General features: G+C 74.2%; 11 protein-coding genes. 7 read left to right on the top strand and 4 right to left on the bottom strand.

Annotated features, from left to right (window positions below):
- Together EV374_RS20735 and EV374_RS20730 are read left to right on the top strand one after the other, a co-directional pair.
- A complete protein-coding gene (locus tag EV374_RS20735; RefSeq protein WP_132237855.1) occupies positions 1-996 on the top strand; it encodes a ribonucleotide-diphosphate reductase subunit beta in 996 nt (331 codons plus the stop codon).
- 158 nt (positions 997-1,154) lie between these two features.
- Positions 1,155-3,611 carry a right-handed parallel beta-helix repeat-containing protein gene (locus EV374_RS20730; RefSeq protein WP_165947852.1) on the top strand — a complete coding sequence of 819 codons (2,457 nt, stop codon included), beginning with the start codon at positions 1,155-1,157 and terminating at the stop codon, positions 3,609-3,611.
- 55 nt (positions 3,612-3,666) lie between these two features.
- On the opposite strand, the gene EV374_RS20725 is transcribed toward EV374_RS20730, so the two are convergent.
- Positions 3,667-4,530: an LPXTG cell wall anchor domain-containing protein gene (locus EV374_RS20725; protein WP_132237851.1), complete on the bottom strand. Its 864-nt coding sequence runs from the start codon at positions 4,528-4,530 to the stop codon at positions 3,667-3,669.
- Positions 4,531-4,661: 131 nt separating this feature from the next.
- Complete coding sequence (locus EV374_RS20720; RefSeq protein ID WP_132237849.1) at positions 4,662-8,015, bottom strand: hypothetical protein; 3,354 nt, start codon at positions 8,013-8,015, stop codon at positions 4,662-4,664.
- A 278-nt stretch (positions 8,016-8,293) separates the two neighbouring features.
- On the opposite strand from EV374_RS20720, the gene EV374_RS20715 reads away from it, so the two are divergent.
- The gene (locus EV374_RS20715) at positions 8,294-8,962 is read left to right on the top strand and encodes a M23 family metallopeptidase (RefSeq protein ID WP_132238100.1); all 669 of its coding nucleotides are present in this window, start codon (positions 8,294-8,296) and stop codon (positions 8,960-8,962) included.
- 27 nt (positions 8,963-8,989) lie between these two features.
- Here the strand turns inward: EV374_RS20715 and EV374_RS20710 are convergent, their stop codons facing one another.
- Complete coding sequence (locus tag EV374_RS20710; RefSeq protein ID WP_132237847.1) at positions 8,990-9,718, bottom strand: DUF899 domain-containing protein; 729 nt, start codon at positions 9,716-9,718, stop codon at positions 8,990-8,992.
- A 355-nt stretch (positions 9,719-10,073) separates the two neighbouring features.
- Between EV374_RS20710 and EV374_RS20705 the strand changes: the two genes are divergently transcribed.
- Positions 10,074-10,835: an SIR2 family NAD-dependent protein deacylase gene (locus tag EV374_RS20705; protein ID WP_486485876.1), complete on the top strand. Its 762-nt coding sequence runs from the start codon at positions 10,074-10,076 to the stop codon at positions 10,833-10,835.
- 55 nt (positions 10,836-10,890) lie between these two features.
- On the opposite strand, the gene EV374_RS20700 is transcribed toward EV374_RS20705, so the two are convergent.
- On the bottom strand, positions 10,891-11,841 hold the full coding sequence (locus EV374_RS20700) for a tetratricopeptide repeat protein (protein ID WP_132237843.1): 951 nt from the start codon (positions 11,839-11,841) through the stop codon (positions 10,891-10,893).
- A 257-nt stretch (positions 11,842-12,098) separates the two neighbouring features.
- Here EV374_RS20700 and EV374_RS20695 point away from each other — a divergent pair, with 257 nt between their 5' ends.
- The 3 genes from EV374_RS20695 (at position 12,099) to EV374_RS20685 (ending at position 16,319) form a co-directional block, all read left to right on the top strand.
- Positions 12,099-13,091, top strand: a complete 993-nt coding sequence (locus tag EV374_RS20695; protein ID WP_207914413.1) for a LacI family DNA-binding transcriptional regulator — start codon at positions 12,099-12,101, stop codon at positions 13,089-13,091.
- Between the two features lie 315 nt (positions 13,092-13,406).
- Positions 13,407-15,005: a beta-1,3-glucanase family protein gene (locus tag EV374_RS20690; RefSeq protein ID WP_132237839.1), complete on the top strand. Its 1,599-nt coding sequence runs from the start codon at positions 13,407-13,409 to the stop codon at positions 15,003-15,005.
- Positions 15,006-15,182: 177 nt separating this feature from the next.
- The gene (locus tag EV374_RS20685; RefSeq protein WP_132237837.1) at positions 15,183-16,319 is read left to right on the top strand and encodes a CoA transferase; all 1,137 of its coding nucleotides are present in this window, start codon (positions 15,183-15,185) and stop codon (positions 16,317-16,319) included.
- Positions 16,320-16,359: the final 40 nt, after the last annotated feature.

Raw genomic sequence — 16,359 nt, 5'->3', positions numbered from 1 at the left:
ATGCTGCTCGACCCGGGGATGGATCTCACCCTGCGCCCGATGCGCTACCCGCACTTCTTCGACCGCTTCCGCGATGCCATCCGCAACACCTGGACGGTGGAGGAGGTCGACCTGCACGCCGACCTCGCCGACCTCGACCGGCTCTCCCCGGCCGAGCGGCACCTGGTCAGCCGCCTCGTCGCGTTCTTCGCCACCGGCGACACCATCGTCGCCAACAACCTCGTGCTCAACCTGTACCAGCACGTCAACTCCCCGGAGGGCCGGCTCTACCTGTCCCGGCAGCTGTTCGAGGAGGCCGTGCACGTCCAGTTCTACCTCAACCTGCTCGACACCTACGTGCCCGACGAGGCCGAACGCTTCGCCGCGTTCGCCGCCATCGAGAACATTCCGTCCATCCGGCGCAAGGCCGAGTTCTGCTTCCGCTGGATCGACTCGCTGGGCGAGCTGCGCCAGCTGCGTACCCGACAGGACCGGCGCGCCTTCCTGCTCAACCTGATCTGCTTCGCCGCCTGCATCGAGGGGCTGTTCTTCTACGGCGCCTTCGCCTACGTCTACTTCCTGCGCTCCCGGGGGCTGCTGCACGGCCTGGCGTCCGGCACCAACTGGGTGTTCCGCGACGAGTCCATGCACATGGCCTTCGCCTTCGACGTGGTGGAGACGGTACGCGGGGAGGAGCCGGACCTGTTCGACGACGAGCTGGCCGCTCAGGTGCGGCAGATGCTCGCCGAGGCCGTCGAGTGCGAGGTCCAGTTCGCCGAGGACCTGCTCGGCCAGGGCGTGCCCGGGCTCTCCCTGGCCGACATGCGCGAGTACCTGCAACACGTCGCCGACCGGCGGCTCGCGCAGCTGGGCATCCCCGCCCACTACGGGTCGACCAACCCGTTCGCGTTCATGGAGTTGCAGGACGTCCAGGAGCTGTCGAACTTCTTCGAGCGGCGCGTGTCGGCGTACCAGGTAGGGGTGAGCGGCACCGTGGCCTTCGACGACGACTTCTGAGCACGGGGGCCGTGCGGCCGTCGCGCCGGGACCGGACAGGCGCGGGCACGGGAACGCTCAGGTCGAGCCCCGGGGCCGCGAACGGGGGGCGGGCCCGATCTATGCTCCTGGTGCCTCGCCGCCGTCGGTGGCGCGGCCTGGGCGGGGGGACGGGTCACGTGGGTGTACCGACGCTGCTGGTCTCGCTGGGCAGGGCGAACGCCTACCGGGACATCGGGGCGGCGGTGGCGGCGGCACCGCACGGCGCGGTGGTCGTCGTGGAGCCGGGCCGCTACGACGGGCAGATCGTCGTGCGGTCGAAGGCCGTCACGATCCGGGCGGCGGTGCCGGGCGGGCCGCCGGTGCTGGTGGAGAGCGGCGCCGCCGCGCCCGTCGTGTACGGCGAGGACGCGCAGGTCGTGCTCCAGGGGCTGACGCTGCGGACGTGGAGCGCGGACGCGCCGGCGACGGTGTCGGCGCTCCGCGCCGCCCTGACGGTCGAGTCGTGCGTCGTCACCGGGCAGGCCTTCAACGCCGTGCTCTGCGAGCGGAGCACCGTGCACGTGCGGATGTGCGACGTCAGCGGGATGCGTCGGGGCGTGGCGTTCGTCGACGGCAGCGGGGTCGTCGAGAACTGCCGGCTGTGGGACCTCGACGAGTACGCCGTGCTGTCCAAACGGGACAGCCGGCCCACCGTGCGGCACTGCCACGTGCGGGACACCGACCGGGGCTTCGATGCCTTCGAGGGCGGTGGCGGCACCGTCGAGGACTGCCACTTCACGGGCGTACGCGTCGGGGCCGTCACGGCGGGCGGCCGTTCCCGGCCGACGGTGCGGCGGTGCCGGGTCTCCGGCGGACGCGGCAGCGGGCTGGTGTTCAGTGGTTCCGCCGGCGGGCTGGTCGAGGAGTGCGAGCTGTCGGACCTGGAGGGCTGCGGCGTCGAGGTCTCCGGTGGCGCCGAGCCCGACGTGCGTCGCTGCCGGATCGAGGGCGTCGGCCGCAACGGCATCTACGTCAGCGGTGCGCGTGGCACGTTCACCGACTGCGACGTGACGGCCAGCCGGCTGCCCGCGATCGCCGTGGTCGACGGGGCGGCGCCGCTGGTGCGCGGCGGCGTCCTGCGCGGGTCGCGGGAGGACGCGCTGCTGGTCCGGGCCGCCGCCGGCCGGTACACCGGCGTGCGGATCGAGGCTCCGGGCCGCTACGGGGTGATCGTGCAGGGCGGCGACCCCACCCTGACGGACCTGACGGTCGACGGCGGCGAGGCGGGAGTGGTGCTCGACGGCACCGTCGAGGCTGACGTCCGCCTCGACGGCGCCACCATCCGGGGCGCGACGGGCAGCGGGATCGCCGCCGGGGGAGCGGGCCGGCTCACCGGTACGAACGTCCGGGTGGAGAACGCCCCGGTGGGGCTGGTCGGCACCGACGCGATCGCGGTCACCCTCACCGACGCGGTGTTCTCCGGCGGCACCGTCGGTGTGACCGGGGCGGGCGAGGCCGCCCTGCACCTCACCGGCAGCACGGTCACCGGGACCACCGGTTCCGGGATGTTGCTGCGGGAGCAGTCCCGGCTGACCCTGCGGGCCAGCACGCTGCGCGCCTGCGGCGGGGACGGCGTGCAGGTGGAGACCGACGCCCCGGTGCTGGTCGACCGGTGCGAGTTCGTCGACGTGGCCGGCGAGTCCGTCCGGGGCGCCGACCTCGCGCGGGTGTCGGTGACCGCCCCGGAACAGCCGGCCGCCCCGGTCGTGCCGGCTCCCGGGGAGCGGGCCGGCTCCGCCGGCGGGGCGGGCGTGCCCGCCCGTCCGGCGTCGGGCGGCGTCGACGTCGACGCCGTGCTGGCGGAGTTGGACGGCATGGTCGGCCTGGCCGCGGTCAAGCGGGACGTGCGGACGCTGATCCAGCTCATCCGCGTCGGCGAACAGCGCCGCAGGGCAAACCTGCCGGTGCCGCCGGTGAGCCGGCACCTCGTCTTCGCCGGGTCACCCGGCAGCGGGAAGACGACCGTCGCGCGGATCTACGGGCGGCTGCTCGCGCAGCTCGGCGTCCTCACCAAGGGGCAGGTCGTCGAGGTGGCGCGGGTCGACCTGGTGGGCGAGTACCTGGGCAGCACCTCGCTGAAGACCGCCGCGGCCTTCGAACGGGCCCTCGGCGGGGTCCTCTTCGTCGACGAGGCGTACGCGCTGGCCCGCACGTTCGGCACCAACTCGGACTTCGGGCTGGAGGCGATCGACACGCTGGTGAAGCTGATGGAGGACCACCGGGACGAGACGGTCGTCATCGTCGCCGGCTACTCCGAGGAGATGGTGCAGTTCCTGGCCACCAACCCCGGCCTCGCGTCCCGGTTCACCAAGACCATCGAGTTCGTCGACTACACCCCCGACGAGCTGCTCGCCATCATCTCCGCGCTGGCCGGGCAGCACGGCTACGACCTGACCGCGCCGACGTGCGACGCCCTGCTGGAGCGGCTCGTCGAGGCCGTCCACGACCCGGTGTTCGGCAACGGCCGGGGCGCGCGGAAGCTGTTCAACGCGATGATCGAACGGCAGGCGGGACGGCTCGCGGACGTGGCGGCGCCGACCGCCGAGCAACTGCGTACGCTGCTGCCGCAGGACATCCCCGCCGCCGACGAGTGAGCGTGCCCGCCGGTCGCCCCCGACCCGCGCGGATCGGGGGCGCTTCGCGCGTGCGTCAGGCGGAGAAGCGGGTACGGCGACGGCGGGCGACGAGGTAGCCACCGCCGCCCAGGAGCAGCAGCGTGACGCCGATGCCCGCCAGGGTGGTGGTGCCCGCGCCGGTCACCGGCAGCCCGCCGCCCGCGCCAGCGTCACCGTCACCGGGGGCGGCCGGGCTGGTGCCGGGAGTTGTCGGCACGCCGGAGGGCGTGGCACTCGGCGAGGCGGTGGCCGAGGGGGTCGGCTCGGGAGACGGCGCGGTGGTGAGCCCCACGTAGGCGAAGTTGAGCGGAGACTTGTTGGCCGAGATCGGCAGCGTCCTCGCCGTCAGGCTCAGCGTGCCGCCGGTGCCCCGCACCGCCGTGGTGCCCAGCCCCGCGTCCTGCTGGGCCAGGGCCTGCACGCCGCCGTGCCCGTCGGCCCACTCCTTGCTCGTCCAGCGGAACACGATGGCGGGGAGCCGATCCGCCTGGGCCCCGGCTGCGGTCTTGACGACCGGGCCGGTGAGCGCGAGGGTGGCCTCGACGTCGAGCTGGTCGTCGAACTCGCACCAGGCCGTGTCCTGGTTGCTGTTGACGGCGTACCAACAGTTGTCGTACCTGGCGGCGAAGTCGATGTCGTTGTAGACGCGCAGCTGGACGACGAGGCCCCTGGTCGCGGTGTCGCCCACGTTGGTGACGCCGAGCGCGACCGGCGCGACCTCGTCCGGGCCGACCTGGTAGCGCTTGTTCTTGCCCGTCTCCGGGTCCTTCTCCGTGACCGCGGCGAGCTTCGCGGTCTCGGGCGCAGGCGCGGCGACGGCGGCGGCCGGCCCGACGGCGACGCCGGCGCCGAGCACGGCGACGCCCAGGACGAGACGAGCATTCCTACGCACGTTCATTCGTGATCCCCCGTGTAGATGGCCACGACACCCTACCGGCCATGATGGACGGCCGTTGCCCCGCTCCGGCGGCGGGCACCGGGCCAGGCGGACATCGCCGTACGGGCGTCGTCCCGGCGAGCCTCAGAGGATCACGTCGCCTGCATCGAGATGTCGAAGGCGGCGTCGCGGACGTCGGCGACCGGGTGCCGGCGCAGCAGGTGCAGCACGTCACGCCAGGGGGCGGACCAGCCGAACGCCCTACCGGCGCCGGCCAGTGCCACCGCGAACAGGCCGGTGGTGGCCTCGCCCCGCGCGGCGAGGGCGCGGGCCGTGTCGAGTGTCGGCGCGGCGTCCAGGGCCGTCGGGGAGCCGGTGCGCTGGGCGAGGAGGTGGGCGAGCCGGGCGGCGAGCGCCGGCCGACCCGCCACCAGCTCCGCGATCGTGAGGATCTCGGCGGTGAGCCGCGCCGACGTCGTGTCCCCCAGCGGCAGCGCGCTGGTCAGCAGGGTGCCCGCCTGGGCCACGTATGCGCGGTGCCGGCCCAACTCCGCCGCCGCCCGCCGGACCGGCGCGGGGTCGGCCAGTGGTCCGAGCGTCCAGGCCGCCGTGGCCACGATGTCGTCGATCCGCCGGCGGGCGGGGCGGTCCCCGGCGGGGCCACCGAGGTCCGCGTCGGCGTCGTCGATCCGGACGAGGGCGTCCAGCGCGGTGACGGGCACCTCCCGTTCGGGGCGGTCCGGGTGACGGAGCACCGCCGTCAGCATCGGGCGCACCGACTGCCAGTCGTACTGCCCGTCCAGGTCGGTGAGCGCCGCCGTGAGCAGGTCGGTGAGGTCGGGTGCCCAGGGCAGCCAGTGCACGAGCCGGGGCCAGGCCAGCCGGCTGAGCTCCCGGTCGGGGCTCGCGCAGGCCCGGGCGACGAGGGCGGCGTAGCGGGGGCGATCCGGTGCGGCGATTCCGCCGGGCGGGGTCGCCAGCACGGCCAGCGACTCCTCCCGGCTCCCGACGATCGCCTCCTCGAGGATCGGCCAGCTCTCCGGCGCGTGCAGCCGCTGCCGGGCGGCGTCGACGATCGCGGCCCGTACGTCGCGGTGCTGGCCGGGCTGGCGCCACGCCGACACCAGTACCGCCATCGCCTCCGGGGGACCGAAGCGGCCGAGCAGCCGGACCGCCTGCTTGCGGCTGGTCACCTTGCCCCGCCCCAGGGCGACGTCGGACAGCGGGGCCACCAGGTCGGCCGGGCGGGTGAAGCGGACGGCGCGGGTGGCGGCGTACAGGGCGACCCTGGCCCGATCGTCGTCGGCGTGCGACAGCAGCAGCGGCAGCGCCTCGGCGGGCCGGTCGGTCCACGGCAGCGACTCCAGGGCCGCCTCGGCCAGGGCGACGTTCGGCGAGCCGACGTGGCGCAGCACCAGCTCCCGCCCGGCGTCGGGCACCCGCGCGGCGGCCCGTACGGCGGCGGCCCGGTGGTGCAGCGGGGTGCCGGCGTCGGCGGCGAGGCGCGCCTGGAGCCGCACGAACGCCTCCTGCTGGCGGGGCAGCCACCGCTCGACGTGCACCGGCCGGCCCGGGATCCAGCGGGTGCCGGCGGTGAGGAAGGCCCCCTTCGGCGGGTGACGCAGCACCCGGTCGAGCAGGTCGGTACGTCGGGCGCTGACGGTCCGCCACACCACGGGGATGGTGACGGTGGAGCTGTCGGAGTCCAGCACGTACGCCACGCGCTGCGCCCGGGTCCTCGGGTCGGCCAGCCACAGCTCGACGGCCTCCCGCACGACGGCGGCCACGGTGCCGGGGGTCGTCGCGCGGCGCAGCAGCTCCTGGAGTTCGGGCAGCTGCCAGGCCCGCCGCCCCAGCGCCCGGGTCACCGCGAACAACGCGGTGAACTGCCCCCGGGCCACACCGGCCTCGACCCATCCGCGCAGCCGGGCGAAGACCAGCGTCTCCTGGCCGCGCCGCAGCGTCTCGTCGAGCCGCCCGAGTGGCGGCAGCCGGTGCCCGCCGAAGAGCCGGTCGAGGGTGTCCAGCGCCCACCGCAGCAGGGCCGGCTCGTCGACGTGCCGACCCAGCACCCGGGCGGCGAGGGTGCCGAGCGCGGCGAGGGTGCGCGTCGAGGCGTCGCGGGTGGTCGTGGCGTCGACGGTGATCCGGGTCAGCGCCTCGACGGCGTCCGCGCGCAGCAACGGGGCCAGGTTCGCCAGCTCCGTCAGCGCCACTGCCCGGACCGGGTCCTGCTCGTTGCGCAGCCGATCCAGCCTGGTCAGGGCCTCGGCCGCCGCCGCGGGGTGGCGGCTGCGCCCGGCGGCGGCCAGGAGCAGCTGGTACGCGACGGCGCGGTCGTGGGCGTCGGCGGCGCGCAGGGCGGGGGCGAGCGCCGCCGACGCCGCCGGCCAGGGCAGCAGGGCGCTCCACGACCGCACCTGCGCCTCGTCGTGGCGGACGTCGTCGAGGGCGAGCACCCGGCGCGCCTCCCGCTCCCGCCAGTCGTGCGGCAGCACCTCCATCAGCGGCGCGTCGGGGATCAGGGTGGCCGTCTCGACGTCGGCGAACACGGCGTCGTACAGGTCGCCCCGGCGCGCCGGGGGCAGCGCCCCCAACAGCCGGTCCAGGGCGTTGTTGCGGCCGCGTACCCGCCGGCCCAGCGTGACCAGGTCCGCCTGCGGCAGCCGGGCGAGCCGACGCAGCAGCGCCGGGGGCAGCCACTGGTAAGCCACCCAGTCCGCGCGGGACGGCGCGGTCAGCAGGGCCAGCATCCGTCGCGGCGCCGACGCGGCGAGCGGCCCGTAGTGCGCGAGGTCGCCGGGGAGGTGCCCGGTGGGCGCGTACCGTTCGAGCAGCGTCAGCGCGCGCTCCGGTCGGCGCCGGCCGGCGACCAGGACCCTCTTGCCGTGCGTCGTCCACCAGCGGTCCCGTTCGTCGGGTTGGAGGTGGGGCAGCGTGGACTCGGCGTGGTCGAGCACCACGTCGCCGTGGCGACGGGCCAGGCAGACCGAGCCCGGCAACGCGTGTTCGACGACCGGCAGCAGCCGGCGGACGGTGTCCGCCCCGCAGGCGGGCAGCAGGGCGACCGCCTCGACGGCCCCGAAGCGCCCCAGCACGCCGTCGACCAGGTCGTCGGCGACCGCCGGTCGGTGCAGGTGCCGCAGCGACCGGTAGACCAGGTGGCGCAGGTCGGCCGGCGCGTCCCGGACGAGCGCGCGCAGGTCGTCGCCGGCGAGCCAGCCGGCGCGCAGGCCCGCCTTCACGGCGACCGCGCGGATCGTGCCGTGCCGGTCGCCCAGCGCCGCCCGCACCGCCGCGTGGTCGCCGACGATCTCGGCGGCGGTGACGGCCAGGAACCGGTGGTACGACGACGCCTCGGCGCGCAGGTCCGCCAGGATCTCCGGCAGTTCGCCCGTGGCGGCCGCCTCGCGGGCGCGGCGGGCGAGCGTCGCCATCCGCTCCCGGTGGGCCAGCGCGTCGAGGTCGCCGAGCAGGCGTCGCGTTGATCTCCGCACGCCGACCATTGTGGCGGTCGGGGGGCCACCCCGCCGACCCGTCATCCGCCCGGCGCCTGCCGACGACCGCCGATCCCAGCGCCGGCGTGTCCAGGGCCACCGGTGTGGCGGCCAGCAGCAGCCCGATGCCGGGCGCAACACTGCGCCCCACCAGGTCGAACCCGCATTTTTCGAAGGCCAGCAGCCCGAGCAGGTAGAGCAGCGCGCTCATCGCCACCCGTCCACTCTCCCCACCGGCGGGCGGGCGCCACGCGGGATCGGGGAGGGGCGCCTTGCCGGCGTCTGCCATGCTCGGGCCGGTGACGACCGGTCGCCCCACCACCCCCCGCACCCACCGCCGCGTCCGCAGCCGCCGCACCCGCATCGTGCTCGTCTCCGGCGCGGTCGCGGTGCTGCTCGCCGTCGCCGTCCTCGTCGTCGCGGTGGTGGTGCCGCTGGTACGGCCGGCGGGCCCGCGCCCGCTGTTCCAGCTTCCCGTCGCGTGCGGCGAGACGTGGCAGCTGGGGACCTATCCCGGTCACGACGACTACGACGTGGACCTGTTCCCGACCGAGGGCAGGGCGTGGGGACGGCCGGTGCTCGCGTCCTACGCGGGGGAGGTCACCGTGGCGGGGATCAACGGATCGCTCGGTGGCCGTACGCCCGACGACCCGGACGGGCCGCGTGGCCGCGGCGGCGGCTACTGGGTGAAGATCGACCACGGCGGCAAGTGGGAGACGCAGTACCTGCACCTGCTCGAACCGCCGCTGGTCCGGGTCGGTCAGCGGGTCGCCCAGGGCGAGCAGATCGGGCGGGTCGGCAGCACCGGCAACTCCGGGGCGCCGCACCTGCACTACGAGCAGCGCCGGGGCTGGGAGAAGGTCGAGGCGTACTTCGACGGGGTGCCGTCGGGCATCACCCACGACGACACCGAGTACACGGTCAGGCGCAAGAGCAACAACTGCGTGCCCGGATGACCGACGCCGCCGGTCGGCGGCGGGTGGTCAGTGACTGTGGCTGCCGGCCGCGTCCGTGTCGTAGGTGTCGTGGTGGGGGAACTCGTTGACGTAGCGCTGCCGGCCCAGCGGCGTGAGGTCGAGGTAGTTGTACGTGTTCAGCAGCGGGTCGAGGCCGCGGCCGTACACGGAGTAGGTGTGCAGGATGCGGTCGCCGTCGCGGACGAAGACGCTCAGGCCGTGGGCCTCGCCCTGCAGGTGGTGGGTGAGGCCCTGAGCCGCCAGGGTCTCGGCGTCCTTGTAGTTGTATTCCACCGGGGCGACGGCCGGGTCCATGGTGACGTGGAAGTCGTAGTTGAAGTCGCTGCCGTGCGAGGAATACCAGGGAAAGCGCCAGCCCATCCGGCTCTTGAATGCCGCGAGGGTCGTGAACGGGGCGCGGGAGACCACCGCGAGTGTCGTGTCACTGGCGTGCAGGTGCGTGAGGTGCCCGAAGTTGTCGACCAGCAGCGAGCAGCTCGTGCATCCCTCGGCCCATTCCGGGTCGAACATGAAATGGTAGACGATCAACTGTCGTCGTCCCTCGAACATGTCGGCCAGCCGGACGGCGCCGGCGGGGCCGGTGAAGGAGTAGTCCTTCTCGACGGCGACTGCCGGCAGTTCGCGCCGGAGCGCGGTGACCCTGTCCCGCAGGCGGGTGATCTCCTTTTCGCGGTCCAGCAGTTCCTTGCGGGCGTCGACCCACTCGTCCCGGGACACGACCTTCGGTGCAATCATGGGCGACACGCCTTTCCGCTGGAGCGCCTGGACCATTCTTGTCGGGCCGTACGCGATCGCACCAGCCTCCACCCGGTGTCGTGGGATTCCCATTTCGGTGACCATTCCGGCGATTCGCGCCGGCCGGTGGAGCAATTGCGCAGGTCGGCCGGTTCGCCCTCGACGCCCGGCCGGTCCGCGTGCCGGGAAACGGGGCGGGCGTAGCCGGCGAAGTGCGCATCATCGAAGAAGCCCGCGCCGCCCTCGGCGCCCGGTTTCGACACCGGCGCTGCGCCGCCCGACCGTCATCGAGGCCGCACTAGTCTTGCCCGACGAGTCCGGGTCGAAGGGGGCAGGGGCGATGGGGGAGCGGTCGATGCGGGAGGCCGCAGCGCTGTTGGCGCAGGCGCGCCGCGTCGTGATCTTCACCGGCGCGGGCGTCTCCGCGGAGAGCGGTGTGCCGACCTTCCGCGACGCCCTCACCGGCCTGTGGCGCAGCTTCGACGCGCAGCGGCTCGCCACGCCGGAGGCGTTCCGCGAGGATCCCGCGCTGGTCTGGGGCTGGTACGAGTGGCGACGCGCCACCGTGCGGCGGGCCCGCCCGAACGCCGGCCACGTGGCCGTGGCCGCGATCGAGGCACGCCTGCCCGGCGCGGTCGTCGTCACGCAGAACGTCGACGACCTGCACGAGCGCGCCGGCTCGGTCGCACCGATCCACCTGCACGGCAGCCTCTTCGCGCCGCGCTGCTCGGCCTGCGCCCGTCCGGCGTCGGTGCCGGACGAGGCGGCGGAGGAACCGGACGACGGCCGGCGCGTGCCTCCGCCCCGGTGCGCGCGCTGCGCCGGCCCCGTCCGGCCCGGGGTGGTGTGGTTCGGCGAGGCGTTGCCGACCGCCGCGTTGGAGGCCGCCGTGGAGGCAGCGTCCACGTGCGACCTGCTGGTGACCGTGGGCACCTCGGGCCTGGTGTATCCCGCTGCCGAGATCCCTCAGGTGGCTGCCCGCTTCGGCGCCACCGTGCTCCAGGTCAACCCGCAGGAGACACCCCTGGACGCCGTGTCCGACGTGAACCTGCGCGGTCCGGCCGCCCAGGTGCTACCCGCCCTCGTGCACGCCGCCTGGGGTGCCGATCCGGCGTGACGACGCGCGGGAGAGCGCGTCCGGTGCGACAACCGCCCGGCCGGGACCCGCCCGGTCAGGAGGGCCGGCGCATGCCGAGCTGGTCCAGCCAGCCGTCCACGTCGAATCCCTGGGCCTCGGCCCGGTCGAGCCACTCGGCGGCGCGGGCCGGGTCGGTGGGTACGCCGGAGCCGAGCAGGTACATCACCCCGAGGGTGGCTGTGGCCCGCGGGTTCCCGGCGTTCGCGGCCCGCTCGTACCAACTGGCGGCGACGGCCTCGTCCCGGGGGAATCCCCGCCCGCTGGCGTGCCCGGCCGCGACGTTGTACAGGGCGCGGGGGTGCTCCCGCTCGGCGGCGCGCAGCAGCCACTGCCGCGCCACCGCCTCGTCGCGTGCCACCATGTCACCGGTGTCGTACAGGACGTGCAGCTCGAACATCGCGTCGGCGCTGCCGGCCTCGGCGGCCTGCCGGTGGTACGCGACCGCCGCCTCGCCCTCGCCCAGCAGGTAGTGCACGATGCCGGACCAGTAGCGTGCCTCCCCGGTCGGGTCGTCGGCGCGCAGCGGCTCCAGCAACGTCAGCGCGTACCGCCCGACCTGGCCCACGGCCTCCCGGCCCACGGCGGCGAACAGGTACGCGCCCTGGCGGTTGCCGTGCCGGGCGGCCTCGACGAAGCAGCGCAGGGTCGCGTCCAGGACGTCGTTCCCGCTGGTGGGAAACGGGTGCGGCGACGGCCACGCCGGCGGCTGCGCGACCGGCAGGTCGAGCAGCCGCCGGCCCAGGGACACCCACACGTCGGTCCGGCCGGCCCGCGCGGCGGCCAGGTAGCCCCGGACCAGCACCTCGTGCGCGCGGACCGGCAGGATCCCGATCATCACGTCCCCGCGCACGACCCGGCCGTCGATCTCCCGGCACAGTCCTTCGAGGTACGCGGCGTCGAGTGGTTCGTCGGCCGTCACCCGCTCAACCTCGGCGAGCAACATGTCGCCGGGGGCGGACGGGGCGGTGGCAGGGGTCAAGGTCACAGCGACACCCTACTTTCGGTGCGCACGCGTCCACCGCACCCGTCCCGGGTGCCTGCCCGGGCGGGATCCACGCTGAACAAGGCCGGCGGTACTGCTGGCGTAGACTGTCGGCGGTCCGGAGCCGGCCAACCGGCACGCACCGGCTGGCGGCGGCGAGCGTGTTTCCGTATCACGAAGGCGCTCCGTCGAGGTCGGACGTGGCGCGGTCGCCGGACGGGGCGGGCGGGAGAGGTGAGGTGGCCGTGCGCGGTCCTGCGATGACGGACGTGGCTCGCCTCGCCGGCGTCTCGCACCAGACGGTGTCCCGGGTCCTCAACGGGCACCCCAACGTGCGCGAGCAGACCCGGCTGCGGGTCCAGGCGGCCATCGCCGAGCTGGGCTACCGGCCCAACCGCGCGGCGCGGGCGCTGGTCACCGGCCGGTCCCAGGTGATCGGCGTGGTCGCGCAGAACACCACCCTCTACGGCCCCGCCTCGCTGCTGGCGGCCCTGGACCAGGCGGCCGCCGAGGCGGGGTTCGCGGTCAGCGTCGGCAGCGTGAGCGACCTCGACGACCAGTCGATCTCGGCGGCGGTGGAGCGGCACCTCGCGCACCGGGTCGCCGGCATCGTGGTGATCGCGCCGGTCGAGTCGGCCGGGGAGGCGCTCGGACGGCTTCCGAAGGACGTTCCGCTGGTCACCGTCGACGGCGACCCGAAGCGGCCCGTGCCGCTGGTGACGGTCGACCAGGTCGCCGGTGCCCGCGCCGCCACGCAGCATCTTCTCGACGCCGGGCACCGGACGGTCTGGCACGTGTCCGGGCCGCCGGACTGGTTCGACAGCGCGGGCCGGATCGAGGGCTGGCGGGAGACGTTGCGGGCGGCGGGCGCCGAGTTGCCACCGCTGCTGCCGGCGGACTGGTCGGCGGCGGCCGGGTACCGGTGCGGGCAGATGTTGGCCCGGATGCCCGAGGTCACCGCGGTCTTCACCGCCAACGACCACCTCGCGCTCGGTGTGCTGCGGGCGCTGCACGAGCACGGACTGCGGGTGCCGGACGACATCAGCCTGGTGGGCTTCGACGACGTGCCCGAGGCGGCGTACTTCATCCCGCCGCTGACCACCGTGCGGCCCGACTTCGCCGCGGTCGCCCGGGCGAGCCTGGACCTGCTGCTCGCCCAGATCGAGTCGTCGCAGGTCGCCGGCCCGCTGCGGCAGACGGTCGCGCCCTCCCTGGTCTCCCGTCGCAGCGTCGCCGCCCCGCCACGGCGCTGATCACGCCGGTCGTCCCGGCGGTGCGGTTCGGCCGACGCGAGCCGACCGGAAGCCCTTGGCAGTCATCAATGTCAAGGCCAGCACTGCTGTTGGTGCTCCGTGACGCGAAACGCCACCGTCACGGCCGGACTGCTCCAGCTGGAGACGGTGAGTTCGAGCGCCGACCGAGCCTCCGCCACCTTCCACCTGGAGTAGGCGGTCCCACGAGCCGGCGTGCGGGTCGCATTGGTTTGTGTCTATTGACAGGAGAGCCGCCTCGGCCCGACGCTGAGAGAGCGCTCTCTCGCGCCGCCCACCACCCTGAGGAGGACCTTCGTGAAGCTTCGAAGAAGGCTGCTCGCCGCCGTGTCCGCGCTGGTCGCCGCCGTCCCGGTGACCCTCGCCGCAGCACCCGCCCACGCCGTCGGCCCCGCGCTGCTGCCCGTCACGGTCACCAACAGCACCGGCCGGGGCGAGACCGTCCACCTGTACGTGATCGGCGTGCAGCTCTCCAGCGGCCGCCTCGGCTACGTCAACCAGGGCGGCACCTTCGTTCCGTGGTCGGGCGGGCAGCTCCCGCCGTCGCCCGCGCCGGACGCGTCGATCCCGGGGCCCGGAAACGGCGGCAGCACGACCATCCGGTTCCCGCGCGGGTTCTCCGGCCGCGTCTACTTCTCCTTCGGCGAGAAGCTCAAGTTCTTCCTCACCCCGGACGGCCTCGTGCAACCCGCCCCGTGGGCGGCCGGCGACGCCAACCGCGACATCCTGTTCGACTGGAGCGAGTTCACCTACAACGACGCCGGACTGTGGCTCAACAGCTCGCAGGTCGACATGTTCGCGGTGCCGCACGCTGTCACGGTGACCGGTGCCACCGGCGTCACCAAGCGCACCGGTGACGTCGTCGCCGGGGGCCGCAACGCGATCATCGAGGGCATCCGGTCCCAGCCGGGCTGGGCCAACACGGTCCACACCCGCTCCGACGGGACCGTGTTGCGGGTTCTCGCGCCCGGCAAGGCGGCCGGCGCCGGCCTGTTCAGCGCCACCTACCTGGACTCCTACATCGCGTCGGCCTGGAACGCGTACACGACCAGGACGCTGACCGTGGTGCCGTTCGCCGACCAGCCGAATACCCGCTACTTCGGGCGGACCTCGGGCAACGTCATGACGTTCACCAACAGCGCCGGCCAGCGGGTCGCCTCCTTCAACCGGCCCTCCTCGGCGAGCGTCTGGGGCTGCGACGGGGACCTGCCCGCACCCAACGACCCGGTCGTCGGCCCGATCTCCCGGACGCTCTGCGCCGCGCTGAACCGGGGCACGCTCGGCACCATCGACACCCAGCCCAGCACCGACGCCGCCCAGTTCTACCGCAACAACCCGACGAACCACTACGCCCGCGTCATCCACGCCAACATGACCGACGGCAGGGCGTACGCCTTCGCCTTCGACGACGTCGGCGCGTTCGAGTCCCTGGTCCACGACGGCGACCCCCGCGCGGCCGGAATCGTCCTGAGCCCGTTCGGCGCCGGGAGCGGCGGACCGGGGAACCCCGGCGGCGCGGTGCCCGTGCTGAGCAACTGGAACAACAAGTGCATCGACGTGCCGAACTCGAACTTCGTCGACCGCGCGCAGTTGCAGATGTGGAACTGCAACGGCACCGCCGCGCAGAAGTGGACGTTCACCGGCGACACCCTGCGCAGCCAGAACGACAAGTGCATGGACGTCGACGGCGGCGCCACCGGCAACGGCGCGGTCGTCCAGCTCTACACGTGCAACGGTACGGGCGCGCAGCGGTTCACCCTGACCGCGGCCGGTGACCTGGTGAACACCCAGGCCGGCAGGTGCGTCGACATCCGGGACTGGAACAGCGCCGACGGCGCGAAGCTCCAGCTCTGGGACTGCGCGGGCAGCGCCAACCAGAAGTGGCGCAAGGGCTGACCCCTGCTCGGCGGATGGCGGCGACCCGTCGCCATCCGCCCCCGGCCCGGACCGTCGGGGCGACCGAGGTCCGTCGCGCCCGCTGTGCCATCGTGGTCCTGCCATCGCCACGCGCCCCCGGCAGGTGCCACGACACCGCTGCGCCGGCCGTGGCGTCGACCGGGAAGGGGAGCGGCGATGGGGGAGCACCGGTCCGGGCCGCTCAGCGGCATTCTCGTCGCCGACTTCTCCCGGATCCTCGCCGGACCGTATGCGACCATGCTCCTCGCCGACCTCGGCGCCGAGGTGGTCAAGGTCGAGGGGCCCGGCGGAGACGACACCCGGACCTGGCTGCCGCCCGTGCGGGAGGGCACCTCCACCTACTACCTCGGCGTCAACCGCAACAAGCGGTCCATCGCCCTCGACCTCGCCGACCCCGACGATCTGGCCGTCGCCCGGGAACTGGCCCGCCGCGCCGACGTCATGATCCAGAACTTCCGGCCCGGTGGCCTGCGGCGCTTCGGCCTCGACTACGACAGCGTCGCCGCCGGCAACGAGCGGATCGTCTACGCCTCGATCAGCGGGTTCGGTGCCGGTGCCGGTGCCAACCTGCCCGGCTACGACCTCGTGGTCCAGGCCGCGTCCGGCCTGATGAGCCTCACCGGCGAGCCGGACGGTCCGCCCTACAAGGCCGGGGTCGCCGTGTTCGACGTGATCGCGGGCCTGCACGCCGCCGTCGGCGTCCTCGCCGCGCTGCACCACCGCGACCGCTGCGGCACCGGCCAGCACGTCGAGGTGGACCTGCTCTCCTCCGCGCTGTCCGGCCTGGTCAACCAGACCAGCGGCCACGTCGCCGCCGGCGCGACGCCGTTCCGGATGGGCAACGGGCACCCGAGCCTGTTCCCGTACGAGCCGCTGCCCACCGCCGACGGCGACCTCGTCGTCATCGCCGGCAACGACGGCCAGTTCCGCAAGCTGTGCCAGGTCCTCGGTCTGCCCGGCCTGCCCGACGACCCCCGCTTCGGGCGCAACCAGGACCGCACGGTCAACCGGGAGGCACTGCGGCCCCTTCTGGTCGCGCGACTGGTCCTGCGCAGCCGCGACGAGTGGTTCCGGGACCTGCGCGCGGCGGGCGTGCCGTGCGCCCCGATCAACACGGTCGCCGGCGGCGTCGACCTGGCGCGGGAACTGGGGCTGGACCCGGTCGTCACCACCGGCGGCGTGCCCGGCATCCGCCACCCGATCGGCCTGAGCGCCACCCCGGCGCGCTACGACCTGCCGCCGCCGGGCCTCGACGAGCACGGCGACGAGATCCGGAACTGGCTGGCCGGCTGAGCGCATGGCGTCGCCGCCGACCGCGCGTCCGCCCCTGCTC

Source organism: Micromonospora sp. CNZ303, assembly GCF_004345505.1.
This window is presented reverse-complemented; position numbering and strand designations above follow the sequence as displayed.